Origin of the sequence: Bradyrhizobium sp. CSA207, assembly GCF_029051685.1 — a bacterium.
Taxonomy (GTDB): Bacteria; Pseudomonadota; Alphaproteobacteria; order Rhizobiales; family Xanthobacteraceae; genus Bradyrhizobium.
In genome coordinates this window covers 203,532-221,099 of sequence record NZ_JAACFT010000002.1, presented here as the reverse complement: position 1 = coordinate 221,099, position 17,568 = coordinate 203,532, and the positions used below count along the sequence as shown (strand labels likewise).

Sequence of the window (17,568 nt, the reverse complement as noted above, 5' to 3'; positions counted from 1 at the left end):
CTTTGGCAGTGGGCTCACGTCAGGCGGGGATAGGTTGCATGCGGATTATCGATCATGATCTTGCGCACGAGATCGGCGGTGAGACCTTCGGGCAGCGCGTCCTGGCCGTCGAACTGCCAGTGCGGATAGTCCGTGGAGAATAGGACCAATTCGTCCGACTGCATATGATCAAACAGGCGAATTAATGTCGCCTCGTCCGGCGGCGCGTCAAATGGCTGTAATGAGAAGCGGATGTTGCTGCGCACAATCTCCAGCGGAGCGCGGTCGACCCACGGCGTCTCCATCCGCACCCCGCGCCAGAACTTGTGCAGGCGCCAGAGATAAGGGGAGATCCAGGAGACGCCGGATTCCAGCATCACCATCTTCAGCCGCGGGTGGCGGACAAACACGCCCTCGACGATCAGGCTGGTGAGCTGAGTCTGGAACGCCTGGGCCTGACCGACATAGTCCTCGATGTGGTAGGAGCCCCAGCCCACTGCGGTCGGCGGATTGTGATAGGCGGAACCGGCGTGGATGCCCACCGCGAGTTCCAGACGTTCCGCAGCCTCATAGATCGGCCACAGCGCGCGCTTGCCGAGCGGCGTGTCGCCCATCACAAGCATCAGCACCTGCACGAAACGGCGATCCGTCGCACAGCGCTCGATCTCGGCAACGGACTTCTCGACACTTTGCGTCGGGATCACGATCGAGCCGCGCAGCCGCGGGTCGCGGTCGAGCCATTCCTTGGCGAGCCAGTCGTTAAGCGCGCGGCAGAACGCGGCTTGCAAATCCTCGGAAAATACCATCTGCACGCCGTAGATCGGATTGCAGATGGCGCGAGAGACCTGGAAGGGATCGAGCACGTGGCGCTGCATGTCCTCCAGGCTTTCGCCCGGCTTGCCGCTGGCGGGGCGCCAGTCGGGGCGCGCCGTGATCGGCGAGTTCTCCGGATAGGATTGCGAGACGAGATCGACCATGCCGCGCGTCGTCACCTGGTCGCGCCAATAGTCGCTCAGGTACGGCAGCAGGCTGGTCAGATGCGGCACGGCCGGATGCACGTCGCAATCCACCCCGCCGGCGATCAGGGACGCCATGACGTCTCCCTTTTCACGTTTCCTCTTGTCTTCTGCGCCGCGCTTCGCCGCACCGTCTTGCGTCGCGCCATTCAATCAGGCCCACCCGCCGCCCGCAACTCGGCCCATGACGCTGTCATATGCTAGGAAGGCACAGCTCGGTTGCAAGGATCAGGGGTACAGGACATGAAAGAGCTCGTCGGCATTGCGGAACAGGTCGCGGCAAAACTGATCGCGCGCAAGCAGACCATCGCGGTCGCGGAATCCTCGACCGGTGGCCTGATCTCGGCCAGCCTGCTCGCGGTGCCCGGCGCGTCGGCCTACTTTCTCGGCGGCGCCGTAGTCTACACCCGCGATGCACGGCGCGTGCTGATGGATATTTCGGATGACGGCATGAAGGGCTTTCGCTCGTCGTCGGAGCCTTATGCCAACCTGCTGGCCGAACAGGTGCGGGGCCGTTTCGGCTGCGACTGGGGACTGTCCGAAACCGGCGCCGCCGGCCCCACCGGCAACCGCTACGGCGATGCGGCCGGCCACAGCTGCATGGCGGTCACCGGTCCCGCCGCGGAGGTGATGACGCTGGAGACGGGTAGCAACGACAGGTTCGCGAACATGCAGACGTTCGCGGCGACGGCGCTGAAGCTGCTGCTGAACAAGCTGGAGGGGTGAGATGCATCACAGCTCAAGTAAGTGGGAGCAGTATCGCCACCAACACTGCCGTCATCGCCCGGCTTGACCGGGCGATCCAGTACTCCGAGACAGTTGTAGTTGAATCGATGGGCCGCGGCGTACTGGATGCCCCGGTCAAGCCGGGGCATGACAGCGGAGAGTGGAGCTACAGCTACCTCCCCAAATGCCGCATGAAAATCCGCACCACGTAGCCTTTGAACCGCGGCGCCTCGTCGTAGAGATCTGAGGCGATACGCTCGATGGTCTCGCGCAAGGACATGAACTGCGCCTGCCGCGCGCTGCTTTCGGTGCCCTGCATGCCCGCGAGCTCGTCCATCGCGGCATCGCTGATCTGGCAATGCACGACATCGCCATCGTCCAGCATGGTGAAGCGGAAAGCCAGCCGTTCGAGGTCATGGCCAATAATCCTGTCGCGCGTCAGCGGCATCCAAAGCGGTCCGGTCGGCCCCGCGCCGACAATGCTGAAAATCTCCGCTCCTGTCAGCAGCAAAGCGACAGGAGCGCCACCTCTACTGAAACGCCACTTCGGCGAAACTGCGGAGCTTACGCGAATGCAGCCGCTCCGACTCCTGCTGCTTGAGCCGCTCCAGCGCCTTGAGGCCGATCTCGAGATGCTGGCCGACGCGGCGGCGGTAGAATTCGCTGGCCATGCCTGCGAGCTTGATCTCGCCGTGCAGCGGCTTGTCGGAGACACACAGTAGCGTGCCATAGGGAACGCGGAAGCGATAGCCGTTGGCCGCGATCGCGGCCGATTCCATGTCGAGCGCAACCGCGCGCGATTGCGACAAGCGGCGAATGACCTCGGGTCCGCTGATCTCCCAGTTGCGGTTGTCGACGCTGGCGACGGTGCCGGTGCGCATCAGACGCTTGAGCTCGAAACCTTCCAGCCCGGTGACATCCTCGACCGCCTCCTCGAGCGCGACCTGCATCTCCGCAAGCGCCGGAATCGGCACCCACAGCGGCAGCTCGCGATCTAGCACGTGGTCCTCGCGCACATAGCCATGCGCCAGCACGTAATCACCGAGGCGCTGCGTATTGCGCAAGCCCGCGCAGTGCCCGAGCATCAGCCAGGCATGCGGCCGCAGCACGGCGACGTGGTCGGTGACGTTCCTCGCGTTTGACGGGCCGGTGCCGATATTGATCAGGCTGATGCCGCGATAGCCGGGCGCGACCAGATGGAAGGCCGGCATCTGTGGCGCGCGCGCAGGCGCAACGCCCGTCGTTGCGCCGCCGGAGCGCGTGCTGACGTTACCGGGCGCGACGAAGGCTTCGAGGCCGGCCTCGCCCGACTGGAGGCGCTGCTGGCAAAGCTGAGCGAAGGCATCGACATAGAACTGGTAGTTGGTGAAGATCACGAAATTCTGGAAATGCTCGGGATCGGTGCCGGTGTAGTGATAGAGCCGGCGCAGCGAGTAATCGACGCGGGCAGCGCGAAACAAGGACAGCGGTTCGGGCGCGCCCGGCTGCAGCTCGAAGGTGCCGTCGGCGATCGCATCGTCCATGGTGGCGAGATCGGGCACGTCGAACGCGTCACGCAGCGATCGCGTGACGGGCGAGTTCTCGCTGGTGGTGATGGCAGCTTCGATGTTGATGTCGCGGCGATAGGCGAAGTGGACGGGAACCGGCTCGCCGGACTCGCCGACCTCGACCGGCACGCCGTGGTTCTGGATCAACAACCCGATCTGCTCGGTGAGATAAGTCCGGAACAGGTCCGGCCGTGTCACGCTGGTTTCATGCACGCCCGGCCGGGCGACGAAGCCATAGGACAGACGCGAGTCCAGCCGCGCATACGTCGCCGTTGTGACACGGACGAAGGGATAGTAGGCCCGCGCGCGCGCCGCGATCGCTTCACCATTGACATAGGCCTCGAACCGGTCGCGCAGGAATTTCGTGTTGCGCTCGTAGATCTCTTCGAGGCGGGCGACGGCCGCGGTCGCATCGGTGAAGGCTTCGGTCGCGATGGGCGGTGGGGAGTGGATGGACTGCATTGTTCGACGCCGGGTTGCTGGGGCTGGGCCGAACTATAGCAAGAACGAGAGCAGTTCGTCAGTGAAAGGCGGCCTGCGCATCACGCACACCGCCGTCATGCTCCGGCCTGACCGGGGCATCCAGTACGCCGCGGCGTCCCGGCTCAATCACAGCCGCCTCTGGAATACTGGATCGCCCGGTCAAGCCGGGCGATGACAACGAGCACCTCTAAGATGACGCGCTTTCGCGCGTCACTTCTCGCGGAATGCCCGCATGAACTGGTCGTGCAGCGGCTTCATCAAATAGGACAGCATGGTGCGGTCGCCGGTCTGGACGAAGGCTTCCACCGGCATGCCGGGGATCATTCTGGAGTCGCCGAGGCGGGCGAGCTCCTCCGCCGGCATCGAGACGCGGATGGTGTAGTAGCTCTGGCCCGTGCGCTGGTCGGTGGTGACGTCGGGCGAGACACGGCTGACGACGCCGCTGAGCTCGGGCGTGGTGCGCTGGTTGAAGGCGGAGAGGCGCAACAGCGTCTTCTGGCCGATCTGGAGCTTGTCGATATCGGCCGGATTGACCTTGGCTTCGACCTGGAGGTCGTCGGCCTGCGGCACGATCAGCATGAGAGCGTCGCCGGCGGTAACGACACCGCCAACGGTATGCACGGTCGATTGCAGCACCATGCCGTCCTGCGGCGCGCGGATATCGACGCGGCGGAGCTGATCCTCGGCAGCGACCTTGCGCTCGATCAATTCGCCGATCTTGTCGTTGGTTTCGCGCAGGTCCTTGGAGACCTCGCTGACCATGTCCTTGTCGACCTGGATGATCTGGAGCTCGGTCTCGGTGATCTTGCCCTTGGCCTGCGCCCGCGAGGCGATGTACTGCGCACGCTCGCCGTTGAGGCGGGCGCTATCGCGCTCGAGCGTAGTCAGGCGCGATATCTGCACCAGGTGCTTCTCATAGAGATCGCGCACACCGATGAGCTCCTGCTGCACCAGCGAGATTTCCTTGTCCTTGGCTCGCTCCTGCGCGGAGAGACCCTCGATCTCCTCGTTGAGCTGCTGTATGCGCTCGCGAAGCTGCGCCTTCTGGCCGGCGCGGCCGTTGACGCGGACGTCGAACAGCTTGGTTTCGGCGGAGAGCAGTGTCTTGACTTCGGGATCGTTGCTGCGGTCGAGCAGCGATTGCGGGAAGTCGATCTTGTCGATCCCGCGCTGCTCGGCCTGGAGTCGCGCCGCGCGCACCTGCGCCGCGTCGAGATTCTTGGTGACGATGGCTAGGTTGGCCTTGGTGACGGTGTCGTCGAGCCGCACCACGATATCGCCGGCCTTGACCACGTCGCCGTCGCGGGCGCGCAATTCGCCGACCACGCCGCCGGTCGGATGCTGCACCTTCTTGACGTTGGATTCGACCACGATCTGGCCCGGCGCGATCAGCGCGCCGGAGATCAGCACGGTGGAGGACCAGCCGCCGAGACCGACGGCCAGGACGAGCACGATCGCGAGGCCGAGGATCAGGTGAAACCGGATCGACTCTCGGACGCTTCTTTTCGCGGCGGGCTTGCCGCCGCCAATCGCCATCGTGCTCATGACTTGGCCACTCCGCCTTCGCTGACGATCTTGATCGGTGCCGGTGGCGTCACGCGCGGCTGGAGCACCTGGGCGAGGATCTGCTCCTTTGGCCCGAAGGCCTGCATGCGGCCGTCGCGCAGCACCAGGATCTGGTCGACCGCCTCAACGCCGATCGGCCGGTGCGCCACCACGACGACGATGGCGCCGCGCTCACGTGAAGAGCGGATGGCGCGGGTCAGCGCCTCGTCGCCTTCGGTGTCGAGATTGGAGTTGGGCTCGTCGAGCACGATCAGGAACGGATTGCCGTAGAGCGCGCGCGCCAGCGCCACGCGCTGCGCCTGGCCTGCGGAGAGCGAGGTGCCCTGCTCGCCGACCTGCGTGTTGTAGCCCTCGCGCATCTTGATGATCATCTCGTGCACGCCGGCCTCCTTGGCCGCGGCAATGATGGCGTCGGAGCTGGCTTCGGGATCGAAGCGGCTGATGTTCTGCGCGATGCTGCCGCCGAACAATTCGACGTCCTGCGGCAGGTAGCCGATGTGACGCCCGAGCATGTCGGGCGACCATTGGTCGAGCGCCGCGCCGTCGAGCCTCACCTTGCCGCGCACCGGCTGCCAGACGCCGACCAGCGCGCGGATCAGCGACGATTTGCCGGAGCCGCTCGGCCCGATCACGCCGAGGCCATTGCCGGCTTCAAGCGCAAAGGTGACGTCCTGAACAATGAGGCGCTGATCGCCGGGCGGCACCATGGCGACGCCTTCGACCGAGAGGCGGCTGGTGGGCGCCTGCAACTGGGTCGGCATCGCCTGCGCCGGCATCTGTTCAAGAAGACGGCTGAGGCGCTGCCAGCTCTGGCGTGCCGCGACGAAGGATTTCCAATGCGCGATCGCAAGATCGACCGGCGCCAGCGCGCGCGCCGAGAGGATCGATCCCGCGATGATGATGCCGGCAGTCGCCTCCTGGTGGATGACGAGATAGGCGCCGACTGCGAGCACGGCCGATTGCAGCATCATGCGCAGCACTTTGGCGACCGCGCCGAGACCGCCGGCGACGTCGCTGGCGTGCTGATTGCCAGCGAGATATTTTTCGTTGGCCTCGCTCCAGCGCTCGTTCAGCCGGCCGGCCATGCCCATCGATACCAATACTTCGGCGTTGCGGCGGCTGGATTGGGCAATGTCGTTGCGCTGCGCAGCGAGCCCCATGGCTTCGCGCGCCGGCTGGCGGGACATGAATTCGGTGACCAGGGTCAGTCCGACCAGGATGATGGCGCCGACCAGCGCCGTGACGCCGATCATGACGTGGAAGGCGAAGCAGATGGCGAGATAGAGCGGCAGCCAGGGCAGATCGAAGAACGCGCTCGGTCCCATGCCGCCGAGGAAGGAGCGGACATTGTCGAGATCGCGCAGCGGCTGAAGACCTTCATTGCGGCTGCCGATCAGCAGCGGCAGGCGCACGATGGTGTCGAACACGCGCTTGTTCAGGGCTTCGTCGAGCGTGGTTCCGACCCGTCCCAGGATGCGCCCGCGGATCATGTCGAGCACGCCCTGCGCCATATAGAGGAAGCTGGCCAGAATGATCAGGCCGACCAGCGTCGGGATGCTGCGGCTGGGCAGCACCCGGTCATAGACCTCCAGCATGAAGATCGACCCGGTCAAATAGAGCAGGTTGATCATGCAGCTCATCAAGCCGACGCCGATGAACGCCGTGCGACAAGCGCGCAGCGCGTCACCGAGCTCTGAACGGCGGAGGCCGGGAACGGCTGCCATCAGTCTGGTCTCTTTCGGGTGGGGGCCAAAGCCCCTGATTTCAAAGGCGAATTCAGAGGTAATCGACCCGGATTAATATCGCGTTTGCGCTCGTCGCCCAACGCAGTCGAATAATCCGGGACCTCTATGGCCACATCTACCCCGACCTGCCTCGCACGCAAATCCGGATTCTCACAGTCTTGCGGCTTTTTCTTGCAGACATGTCACCTCTCCCCGGGCGAGGAGAGGTCGAAAATTGGATCAACTGACCCCGGGGTGCCGCTAGAACCGGCCGCCGCCGCGCACCAGCCGCACCACCAGCAGCAGGATGACCGCACCGATGGCGGAATAGACAATCTCGGACACGAGACCGGTGCCGATGCGAATGCCGAGCTTCGGGAACAAAAAGCTCGCGACCAGCGCGCCGGCGATGCCGACCACGATGTCGCCGATGATCCCGAACCCGGTTCCGCGCACCACCTTGCCGGCCAACCAACCGGCCACCAGGCCGACGAACAGGATGACAAGCAGGCCTTCGTTGGAAATGTACATAAGTGAGGTCCCTCTCCGTGAACGGGCCCCATGGAACCGGAACCGGGATGAATGGGGTCTGAATGCTCCCCGATTACGAGGTCGCCATCGCCTCCGCGTTCACGCACCGCGCCGCCCGTCCCGGTCCGACCTCCACATTCGGCGGCAACTGCTCCAGGCAGCGCGGCTGCGCGACGGTGCAGCGCGGGGCGAAGGAGCAGTTGTGCGGCTTCTCGGCCAGTGACGGCGGGGTGCCTGGGATGGTTTCGAGCCGCTGCCCCCGCTTGGCGCCGTGGATGGTGGAGGCGAGCAGGCCCTTGGCGTAGGGGTGCACCGGCGAACGGACGATATCGCGGAGCGTGCCCTGCTCCACGATCTGCCCGGCATACATCACCGCCACGCGGTCGCAGATCTCGATGGCGACGCCGATGTCGTGGGTGACGAAGATGACGGACATGCCGAACTCGCGCTGCAATTCGCGCAAGAGCAAGAGGATCTGGATCTGCACGGTGGCGTCGAGCGCGGTGGTCGGTTCGTCCGCGAGCAGGATCTTGGGCCGGCAGGCAAGCGCCAGCGCGATCATCGCACGCTGGCGCATGCCGCCCGACATCTCGTGCGGATAAGCATCGAGCCGGCGCTTGGCGGACGGAATGCGCACGACCTCGAGCATCTCCAACGCCCGCGCGCGCGCTTCCGCAAAACTCTTGCCTTCGTGGCGAACCACGCTTTCGGCGATCTGCGCGCCGATGGTGTAGACCGGATCGAGCGCGAGTGCGGGCTCCTGAAAGATCATCGACACCGTCTGGCCGCGGAACGCCGAGAGCTCCTCGTCATTCATGGCGAGCACGTCGCGGCCCAGAACATTGACGCGGCCGGAGATCTGCGTGCGCTTCTTCGGCAATAGCCGCATCAGCGCGCGCAGCGTCACGCTCTTGCCCGAACCGGATTCGCCGAGCAGGCCCAGTACCTCGCCATCGCCGAGCGAGAGGCTGAGATCGTTCACGGCATAGACCGTGCGCTCACCGGTGAAGCGGATGTTGAGGCCTGAGATATCGACGAGCTTTGTCATGACGGCAGTTTCGGTATCCGGTCGTGATAATCGGTGGCGCGCTGGAACGCGGCGCCGATGGTGAGCAAGGTCGCCTCGTCAAAGGAGCGGCCGATCAGCTGCATGCCGATCGGCAGGCCGCTCCTGGTGAAGCCGGACGGCACGGTGAGCGACGGCAGGCCGAGATAGTTGACGGGACGGGTGAACAGCGTCAGCCGCTGCAACAGCAACGGCGCGTTCGGCCCACCGCCGACATCGCTTTCCTCGATCGTCGGCGCCGGCACCGGAGATGCCGGAGCGATCACCGCGTCGACGCCGGCGGTGGCCGCATTATGCGCGGCGAGCGCCGGACCGCGCCAGCGCATTGCCTCGAGATAGGTGATGGCGGGAACGGCAAGGCCGTTCTGAAGCCGCATCAGCACCTGCGGGCTATAATCCTGCGGGCGTTCGATCATCCAGCGCTTGTGAAAGGCGGCAGCTTCCGCCGCGAGCACGAGCTGGCTCGCCGACGACAATTGGCGCTGGTCGGGCAATTCGACCGTGACGATGTCGGCGCCTTCGCGCTTGAGCACGGCGATGGTCTCGTCCAGCACGCGCGCGACCTCGGCATCGAGATCGTCGACGTAGAAGGACGCAGGCACGCCAATCTTCAGGCCCTTCAGCGAGCCCTTGGTCGCACCGACATAGTCCGACAGCGGCGCGTGGCTTGCGGTGGAGTCCTCCGGATCGGGGCCGGCCATCAGCGCCAGCAGCAGCGCACAATCTTCGGCGGTGCGGGCGAGCGGGCCGACCGTGTCGAGCGATTGCGACAGCGGCATCGCGCCGGCGCGGCTGACACGGCTCCAGGTCGTCTTCAGCCCCGTGACGCCGCAGAAATGCGCGGGCATACGGATCGAGCCGCCGGTGTCGGAGCCGAGCGCCGCATAAGTCAGTCGCGCCGCAACCGAGGAGCCGGAGCCGGACGACGAGCCGCCGGTGATGTGCGCGACGTTCCAGGGATTGCGCACCGGGCCGTAATGGGCGTTGTGCCCGGTCGGGCCGTAGGCGAATTCGGCCAGATGTAACGTGCCAAGCCTGACCTGGCCGGCGTCCTTCAAGCGCTGCAAGGCGGTCGAGGTTGTCGTCGCCACGAAATCACGGCGGATCAGTGAGCCGCAGGTCGCGATTTTTCCGGCGTCGTAATACATGTCCTTGTGTGCGAGCGGCACGCCGTGCAGCGGACCGCGCACCGCGCCTTTGGCGAGCTCGGCGTCGGCGGCATCGGCCGCCTTCAACGCGGCATCGGTTTCGATCGACATGAAGGCGTTGAGATGCGGCTGCCACTGCGCGATGCGGTGCAGCAGCGCGCGCGTCACCTCATGCGAGGACACCTGCTTCATCGCGATCGCACGCGCGACTTCGGTCAGCGTCATCAAGGCGGGTTCGGTGCTCATTTCGACACCTTCTCGGTCTGCGCGAGCACGTAAGAAGCCGGCTCGAGATCGAACGGCAGCGTGCCGGCGATGGCCGCAAAGCCCTCGAAAGCGGGCCCGATGGAATTGGAGATGCGCGTCGCGATCTCGTCGTCGACGGGAACACCGGCGACCTGCGCCGTCGCCTTGATCTCTTTTGTCGTCGGTCTCGTCATGCGGTTTCCCCTCTCGGCGCGCGGCTGTGGCCCGAACCTGGGATCGCCATGTAGCACGCGGCCTCGTGGCCCATTGTATCGAGCGCGGTGAGTTTTGGTGTGGCATTTGCGCAGAGCGGCTCCGCAAACGGGCAACGGGTGTGGAAGCGGCAACCCGGCGGCGGATCGATCGGATTGGGCGGATCGCCTGTGATCGGCGGCGTCTCGGTACGCCTGTCGGGGTCGGAGGATGGCATCGCCGCAAGCAGCGCACGCGTGTAGGGATGCGCCGGCTGGTCCCAGACCTGGTCGACCGGGCCGAGCTCGACCACCTCGCCGAGATACATCACCAGCACGCGATCCGAAATGTAGCGCACGACGTTAAGGTCGTGGCTGATGAAGAGATAGGTCAGGCCGAACTCGCGCTTGAGATCGGCGAGCAGATTGAGCACCTGCGCCTCGACCGATTTGTCGAGCGCGGAGACCGCTTCGTCGAGGATCACCAGCCGCGGCGACAGCGCCAGCGCCCGCGCGATGTTGACGCGCTGGCGCTGGCCGCCGGAAATCTCGTGCGGGTAGCGGTTGGCGAAGTTTGCAGGTACCAAGCCTACCTTGCCGAGCAGCTCGCGCGCCAGGGCGCGCGCGGCACCATCAGCCATGCCGTGAACCTTCGGGCCGAAAGCGATCGATTCCTCGATTGTGAGGCGCGGATTGAGCGAGGCGTAGGAATCCTGAAACACCATCTGCATGCCGCGGCGCAATTCGCGCAGCGACAAGGACTGGCCGACGCTCATGCCGTCATAGATGATATCGCCGGTATCGCGCGGCATCAGGTGCATCAGAAGCCGCGCGGTGGTCGACTTGCCGCAGCCGGACTCGCCGACGATGCCGACGGTCTCGCCCTTGGCAACGGAGAACGAGACGTTGTCGACAGCGCGCACGGTGCGCTTTGCGGCGAACAGCCCGCCACGCACCGGGAAATGCTTGGTCAGGCCGTTGACCTGAAGCAGCGGCTGCGCGACGCCGCCGCGGTCTTCGACGGGCTCCAGCATTGCGACGGATTCGGTTGTTTGAGTCATGACCGGCCCGCGTGCAACACCTCTCCCCATCGGGGAGAGGTCGGCGCGCAGCGCCGGGTGAGGGGGAGCGGCATCCTCGGTGCACCGTAACCCCTCACCCGGATCGCATCTTGCGATGCGATCCGACCTCTCCCTTCGGGAGAGGTGTAGGACAGGCTCCAACGTTGCGACGGACGTGTTGGTCTTGCTCTTGGTTGCTGTCCCTCACCTCTCCCCAGCGGGGAGAGGTCGGCGCAAAGCGCCGGGTGAGGGGGAGCGGCTTGCCCGGTGAAACGTAACCCCTCACCCGAACCGCATCTTGCGATGCGGTCCGACCTCTCCCTTCGGGAGAGGTGTACGGGGGACGCCGCGACAGTTCGCATTCGAGTCACCATCGTTAGTTCCTGATGTCCATGGCGCTGCGCAGGCCGTCCGAGAGCAGGTTGAAGCAGATCGACACTGCGAAGATCATCGCGCCCGGCAGGGCCGCAACCCAGGGATTGACGTAGATCGCGGTGCGCAGCGTGTTCAGCATCAGGCCCCATTCCGGCTCCGGCGGCTTGGTGCCGAGGCCAAGGAAAGAGAGGCCGGCGGCGAGGATCATCGAGACCGAGATCAGGCTGGTCGCGTAGACGAAGATCGAACCGAGCACATTGCCGAGGATATGCACACGCATGATGGTGAAGGAACCCGCGCCGGAGGCGCGCGCGGCCTCGACGAAATCTATGTTGCGCACGCCCGTGGTGACGCTTTCGGCGACGCGGGTGATCTGCGGCACGAACACGACGGTCAACGACACGATGGAGTTGAGAATGCCCGCCCCCAGCGCGCCGGAGATCGCGATCGCCAGCAGCACGGACGGAAAGGCGTAGAACACGTCGATGGTACGCATGATCGCGGTGTTGAGCTTGCCGCCGACATAGCCGGCGACGAGGCCGAGCGAGGTTCCGATGCAGAAGGCGAGGATCACGGGCAAGATGCCAATGAGCAGTGACAGCCGCCCGCCATAGATCAGCCGTGCCAGCATGTCGCGGCCGAGCTCGTCGGTACCGAGCGGGTAGCCTGCTGTGCCGATATGGCGGAGGCGGCGGATCATCGAACCCTTGTAGGGATCCTCCAGCCCGAGCCAGGGCGCGAGGATCGCGGACACGAAAATCAAGAGCAGCACGAACGCGCAGGCCATGCTGACCTTGTCGCGGGCGATGCGGCGGCCGACGGTCACCCAATAGCCGCGCGCCTTGGTCGCGGGCGCAGCCTGAAGCGCGGCATCGCTGGTGGCCTGGAGTGGGAGCTCGGTCATTGCCTGATGCCGGACGAAAGTTGGTTGGCTCGATGCAAGCCGCGGGCTCGCTTAACCTCTCCCGCTTGCGGGAGAGGTCGGCGCGAAGCGCCGGGTGAGGGTTTTCTCAACACTGGGGTTCTCGATTGTGGAAGCACCCTCTCCCCACCCCTCCCCCGCAGGCGGGGGAGGGAGCGCACCGTTTGCGTGGTTACAGCTGGGCTCATCTCGCTAACCCCGCTTGATGCGCGGATCGATCGCGGCTTGCGCGATGTCGACCAGCAGATTGAGGAAGACGAAGAACAGCGCCAGCACCAGGATCGTGCCCTGCAACAGCGGCAGGTCGCGCTGGAAGATCGCCGAATTGAGCAAGAAGCCTGAGCCCGGCCAGGAGAACACGGTCTCGATCAGGATCGAGCCGCCGAGCATGTACCCCAATTGAAGCCCCATTACCGCGAGCGCAGTCGGCGCCGCGTTCTTGATGACGTGGCGAAACACCCCTCGCTCGTGCAGGCCCTTGGCACGCAGCGCCTCGACGAAGTCCTGGCTGAGAATGTCGCCGGTCAGCGCGCGCACCGTGCGGGTGACGATGCCCATCGGGATCACCGACGTCGTGATCGCCGGCAGCACGAGATAGCGCAGATGCGCCCAATCCCAGGCCCAGGCGCCGGAGCCGCCGGGACCGGCGCCGACCGCAGGCAGCCAGTTCAGCTCGACCGAGAAGATGATGACGAGCACCATGCCGAGCCAGTAATGCGGCACCGAGACGCCGGCGATGGCAAAGGACGTTGCGACCTTGTCGATCCAGGTCTCGCGGAAATAGCCGGCGATCAGGCCGAGCAGGATGCCCATCGTGAAGCCGATGATGGCGGCAGCGATGGCGAGCGTGACGGTGTTGCTGACCGCGCGCATGACCTCGGCGAGCACGGGGCGTCCGGTCGCGATGGAATTGCCGAGATCGCCATGAAGTGCACGGAGCAGCCAAAGCCCGAACTGCACCGGCAGCGGCCGGTCGAAGCCGTAGGCGGCGCGCAGCTGCGCCGCGAGCTCCTGCGACGCATCGGCCGGCAGCACGGCGACGAGCGGATCGCCCGGCGTGATGTGCACGAGCAGAAAGCACACCAGCGCGACGCTGATGACGATCGGAATGACGTAGACGATGCGTCTGGCGATATAGGCGAGCACTTGCCGTTCTTTCTTCCTTCTCCCCTTGTGGGAGAAGGTGGCATAGGCCGCCTCCGGCGGCCGTTCTTAAGATGACGCCGAAGCGAAGCTTCGGCTACGGCGCCGGATGAGGGGTTCGATCCGCGGGTACAGTGTCATCGAACGCGCGAGAGGAGTTCGCGGAGAGAACCCCTCACCCGGCTTCGCTAACGCGAAGCCACCCTCTCCCACAGGGGGAGAGGGTGCACTGAGCAAGCCGATCGATTACTGCATCGACACCAGCGAGAAGTCGATGAACCAGCTCTTCGGCTGCACCACGCCGGTCACCTTCGGACTCATGGCGCGGGGGCCGACGTCGTGGGCGACGTAGAGGAAGGCTGCGTCGTCGACGGAGGCCGCGTGCAGTTCGGCAAGCGCCGCATCGCGCGCGGCGGGATCGAACGTCTGCCGCGCCTTCTTCACGAGATCATCGAACTTGGGGTTGCTGATAAAGCCCCAATTGTTCGAGACCGGCGGCGCCATGCCCGATTGCAGGAAGCGCACCAGCGCGAAGAACGGGTCCATCGCCGCATAGGTGACGTTGGTCGCGTTCGCGCCGTTGGCAGAGGCATCCTTGGCGCCGCGGCGCCAGTTGGTGAACAGCGTATTCCACTCGATGACGTCGAGCTGCACGTCGAAATAGCATTCGGCCAGTGCCTGCTGCAGATATTCGTTCATCGGCAGCGGCTGCATCTGACCCGACCCCGACGCCGAGGTCTGGGTCTTTACCGTCAGCTTCTTGTTTGGACCGAAGCCAGCCTCCTGCATCAGCTTTTGCGCCGCCGCCTTGTCATACTTGATCTCGAAGGTCGGCTTGCCGCGCCAGGGATGGCCGGGCTCGAAAGTTCCGGTCGCCGGCACCATCAGGCCGGCGAGCAGGCCGTCCTTGAGACCTTCGCGGTCGACGCAGAGGTTTGCGGCCTTGCGCACGCGGATGTCGTTCCAGGGCGAGCCCTCGACGCGCGAGAACTGCCACGGCCAGACATGCGGCTGCTCGTTGGCGTAGAGCTTGAAGCCGCGCTGCTTGAGCTCGGGCAGCGCGTCCGGCGCCGGCGCTTCGACCCAATCGACCTGTCCGGAGAGCAGCGCCGCGGTGCGCGCATTCGCCTCCGGCATCGGCAGCAGCACCATCTTGTCGACCTTGGGCACGCGCGCCTTGTCCCAATAGCTGGCGTTCTTGACCAACTCGAGCCGCTCGCGCGGGGTGAAGGCCGCCATCTTCCACGGGCCGGTGCCCGCGGCGTCCTTGGCGAACGCGGTCCAGGCCGCCTGCGACTTCGCTTTGGCGTCGGCGCCTTCCGCCTTGTCATAGAAGTGCTGCCACTTCGCCGGGCTCGCCATGAAGAGGTTGGTGAGGTTGATCGGCAGGAAGCTGTCGGGCTCCTTGGTGGTGAGCTCGACCGTCATGTCGTCTATCTTCCTGGCGGAGGCGAGCGTCGGCATGCGCGAAGCCGTGACGCCGACCTGGCTGGCGTCGAACTGCGGCGCGTCCTGCTTCAGCACCTTCTCGACGTTCCACACCACGGCATCGGCGTTGAACGGCGAGCCGTCATGAAAAGTGACGCCGGGGCGCAGCTTGAAGGTCCATTTGGTCTTGTCGGCATCGTCGACCTTCCACTCGGTCGCAAGGCCAGGACTCACCACGCTGGCCTTGTCGGCCGAGGACAGGTCCCATCCGGTCAGTGCGTCATACATGGTGAGGCCGGTGAAGCGGTTGCCCTCAAAACCCTGGTCGGGCTGGCCCAGCGTGCGCGGAATATCGGCAGCGGTCATGCCGACGCGCAGCACCGTTTCGGCGCTGGCCACGCGCGGCCATGCGGCCGCGCTGCCGAGCGCCAGCAACGCGATCAGCGCCGCGCGGGTCTTGTTTTTCTTGATCAGCATCGTCTCAGTCCTCTTCCGGCTTTCAATGACTAATTTTGATGCAATCGTATGCAATGGCTATGCCAAGGGGGGAAACTTATTCTGCAAAATGCCCCTGCGACGACAAGTCCTTGTGATGAGAGGTCGGCCAAGGCGCCCTGCTGCCTATTCTGGCATCAAGATTGCAAGTTTAGCCCCGATTTCCGCTTGAATTCTCCCTTGGAGCTCTGGGCCATGCGTATCCGACTGTCGACCTGTCTCGCCGTGCTTGCGCTGGCGCTATCCGCAATCCCGGGGAGCGCCGAAACGGTGGTGCGCTACGGCATCTCGATGGCGGACATACCGCTGACGACCGGGCAGCCCGATCGCGGCGCCGGCGCCTATCAGTTCACGGCCTACACGATCTACGATCCCCTGGTCGCCTGGGAGATGGACGTCGCCGACCGGCCCGGCAAGCTGGTGCCGGGCCTCGCCACCGAATGGAAGGTCGACGATAAAGACAAGACAAAATGGCGCTTCACCCTGCGCAAGGGCGTGACGTTTCACGACGGCAGCGAGTTCAACGCCGATGCGGTGATCTGGAATCTGGACAAGGTGCTCAACGACAAGGCGCCGCAATTCGACAAGCGGCAGAGCGCGCAGGTGAAGACCCGCCTGCCTTCGGTGGCGAGCTACGCCAAGATCGACGACTCCACGGTGGAGATCACCACCAAGACGGTCGACTCCTTCTTTCCCTATCAGATGCTGTGGTTCCTGGTGTCGAGCCCGACGCAATACGAGAAGCTGGGTAAGGATTGGGACAAGTTCGCGAGCCAGCCCTCCGGCACCGGCCCGTTCAAGCTGACCAAGCTGGTGCCGCGCGAGCTCGCCGAGCTCAGCAAGAATCCGGACTACTGGAACAAGAAGCGGATTCCCAAGGTCGACAAGCTGGTGCTGGTGCCGATGCCGGAAGCGCTGACGCGCACCAACGCGCTGCTCGCGGGCCAGGTTGATCTGATTGAGACGCCGGCGCCGGACGCCGTGCCGCAACTCAAGGCGGCCGGCATCAAGCTCGTCGACAACGTCACGCCACATGTCTGGAATTATCACCTCAGCGTGCTGCCGGGCTCGCCCTGGACCGACATCCGGCTGCGCAAGGCGCTCAACCTCGCGATCGACCGCGAGGCGGTGGTGGGCCTGATGAATGGACTGGCAAAGCCCGCCAAGGGCCAAGTCGACCCGTCGAGCCCGTGGTTCGGCAAGCCGAGCTTCGAATTGAAATACGATGTCGCAGCGGCGAAGAAGCTGGTCGAGGAAGCCGGCTACTCCAAGGCGAAGCCGCTCAAGGCCACCTTCATCATCGCGCAAGGCGGCACCGGCCAGATGCTGTCGCTGCCGATGAACGAATTTTTGCAGCAGAGCTTCAAGGAGATCGGCATCGAGATCGACTTCAAGGTGGTCGAGCTCGAGACACTCTATACGCATTGGCGCAAGGGCGCGGCCGACGAGATCAACGCCGGCATCAGCGCCAACAACATCGCCTATGTCACCTCGGACCCGCTCTATGCCATCGTCCGTTTCTTCCATTCCGGCCAGATCGCACCGGTCGGCGTCAACTGGGGCGGCTACAAGAACCCGAAGGTCGACGCGCTGATCGACGAGGCCAAGCAGACCTTCGATGCCACCAAGCAGGACGAACTGCTGGCCCAGGCGCATGCATTGATCGTCGACGACGCCGCGCTGGTGTGGGTCGTGCACGACACCAACCCGCACGCGCTGTCGCCGAAGGTCAAGCGGTTCGTCCAGGCGCAGCACTGGTTCCAGGATCTGACGACGATCGGGGTGGAGTGAGGCAGGCTGCGCGCCCGCCTCAATGGACGCGGTCGTCGCGGCCTTCGCCGGGACGACCGCCGCGAGCTATTGCCTACAAACGCCTCAACAGACTCGTCATTGCGAGCGGAGCGAAGCAATCCAGAAATGC

The 17,568-nt window shown here is 65.0% G+C and carries 15 protein-coding genes; 2 read left to right on the top strand and 13 right to left on the bottom strand.

The window, feature by feature from the left end:
- Positions 1-14: 14 nt before the first annotated feature.
- On the bottom strand, positions 15-1,073 hold the full coding sequence (locus GWG65_RS02725) for an amidohydrolase family protein (RefSeq protein WP_275193782.1): 1,059 nt from the start codon (positions 1,071-1,073) through the stop codon (positions 15-17).
- Positions 1,074-1,238: 165 nt separating this feature from the next.
- Between GWG65_RS02725 and GWG65_RS02720 the strand changes: the two genes are divergently transcribed.
- Entirely contained in the window at positions 1,239-1,721 is a 483-nt protein-coding gene (locus GWG65_RS02720) for a CinA family protein (protein ID WP_275193781.1), read from the top strand.
- Positions 1,722-1,893: 172 nt separating this feature from the next.
- On the opposite strand, the gene GWG65_RS02715 is transcribed toward GWG65_RS02720, so the two are convergent.
- The 12 genes from GWG65_RS02715 to GWG65_RS02660 form a co-directional block, all read right to left on the bottom strand.
- The gene (locus tag GWG65_RS02715) at positions 1,894-2,169 is read right to left on the bottom strand and encodes a DUF1488 family protein (protein ID WP_275193780.1); all 276 of its coding nucleotides are present in this window, start codon (positions 2,167-2,169) and stop codon (positions 1,894-1,896) included.
- Between the two features lie 82 nt (positions 2,170-2,251).
- Positions 2,252-3,730 (bottom strand): AMP nucleosidase, encoded by a 1,479-nt coding sequence (locus GWG65_RS02710; RefSeq protein WP_275193779.1) that lies wholly within the window; start codon positions 3,728-3,730, stop codon positions 2,252-2,254.
- 231 nt (positions 3,731-3,961) lie between these two features.
- Positions 3,962-5,296 (bottom strand): HlyD family type I secretion periplasmic adaptor subunit, encoded by a 1,335-nt coding sequence (locus GWG65_RS02705; RefSeq protein ID WP_275193778.1) that lies wholly within the window; start codon positions 5,294-5,296, stop codon positions 3,962-3,964.
- Positions 5,293-7,041, bottom strand: coding sequence for a type I secretion system permease/ATPase (locus GWG65_RS02700; protein ID WP_275193777.1), 1,749 nt, complete (start codon positions 7,039-7,041; stop codon positions 5,293-5,295). Before GWG65_RS02700 ends, GWG65_RS02705 begins: the two co-directional genes overlap by 4 nt.
- A gap of 261 nt (positions 7,042-7,302) precedes the next feature.
- A complete protein-coding gene (locus GWG65_RS02695; protein ID WP_275193776.1) occupies positions 7,303-7,572 on the bottom strand; it encodes a GlsB/YeaQ/YmgE family stress response membrane protein in 270 nt (89 codons plus the stop codon).
- Positions 7,573-7,645: 73 nt separating this feature from the next.
- A complete protein-coding gene (locus GWG65_RS02690) occupies positions 7,646-8,620 on the bottom strand; it encodes an ABC transporter ATP-binding protein (protein WP_275193775.1) in 975 nt (324 codons plus the stop codon).
- Positions 8,617-10,032: an amidase gene (locus GWG65_RS02685; RefSeq protein WP_275193774.1), complete on the bottom strand. Its 1,416-nt coding sequence runs from the start codon at positions 10,030-10,032 to the stop codon at positions 8,617-8,619. The genes GWG65_RS02690 and GWG65_RS02685 overlap by 4 nt, the downstream gene beginning before the upstream one ends.
- Positions 10,029-10,226: a hypothetical protein gene (locus GWG65_RS02680; protein WP_148738878.1), complete on the bottom strand. Its 198-nt coding sequence runs from the start codon at positions 10,224-10,226 to the stop codon at positions 10,029-10,031. Before GWG65_RS02680 ends, GWG65_RS02685 begins: the two co-directional genes overlap by 4 nt.
- Positions 10,223-11,284 (bottom strand): ABC transporter ATP-binding protein, encoded by a 1,062-nt coding sequence (locus tag GWG65_RS02675; protein ID WP_275193771.1) that lies wholly within the window; start codon positions 11,282-11,284, stop codon positions 10,223-10,225. Before GWG65_RS02675 ends, GWG65_RS02680 begins: the two co-directional genes overlap by 4 nt.
- Positions 11,285-11,660: 376 nt before the next feature.
- On the bottom strand, positions 11,661-12,563 hold the full coding sequence (locus GWG65_RS02670; protein ID WP_275193770.1) for an ABC transporter permease: 903 nt from the start codon (positions 12,561-12,563) through the stop codon (positions 11,661-11,663).
- Between the two features lie 210 nt (positions 12,564-12,773).
- On the bottom strand, positions 12,774-13,727 hold the full coding sequence (locus tag GWG65_RS02665; RefSeq protein ID WP_275193769.1) for an ABC transporter permease: 954 nt from the start codon (positions 13,725-13,727) through the stop codon (positions 12,774-12,776).
- A 243-nt stretch (positions 13,728-13,970) separates the two neighbouring features.
- A complete protein-coding gene (locus GWG65_RS02660) occupies positions 13,971-15,629 on the bottom strand; it encodes an ABC transporter substrate-binding protein (RefSeq protein ID WP_275193767.1) in 1,659 nt (552 codons plus the stop codon).
- Positions 15,630-15,842: 213 nt separating this feature from the next.
- On the opposite strand from GWG65_RS02660, the gene GWG65_RS02655 reads away from it, so the two are divergent.
- Entirely contained in the window at positions 15,843-17,438 is a 1,596-nt protein-coding gene (locus tag GWG65_RS02655) for an ABC transporter substrate-binding protein (RefSeq protein WP_275193766.1), read from the top strand.
- Positions 17,439-17,568: the final 130 nt, after the last annotated feature.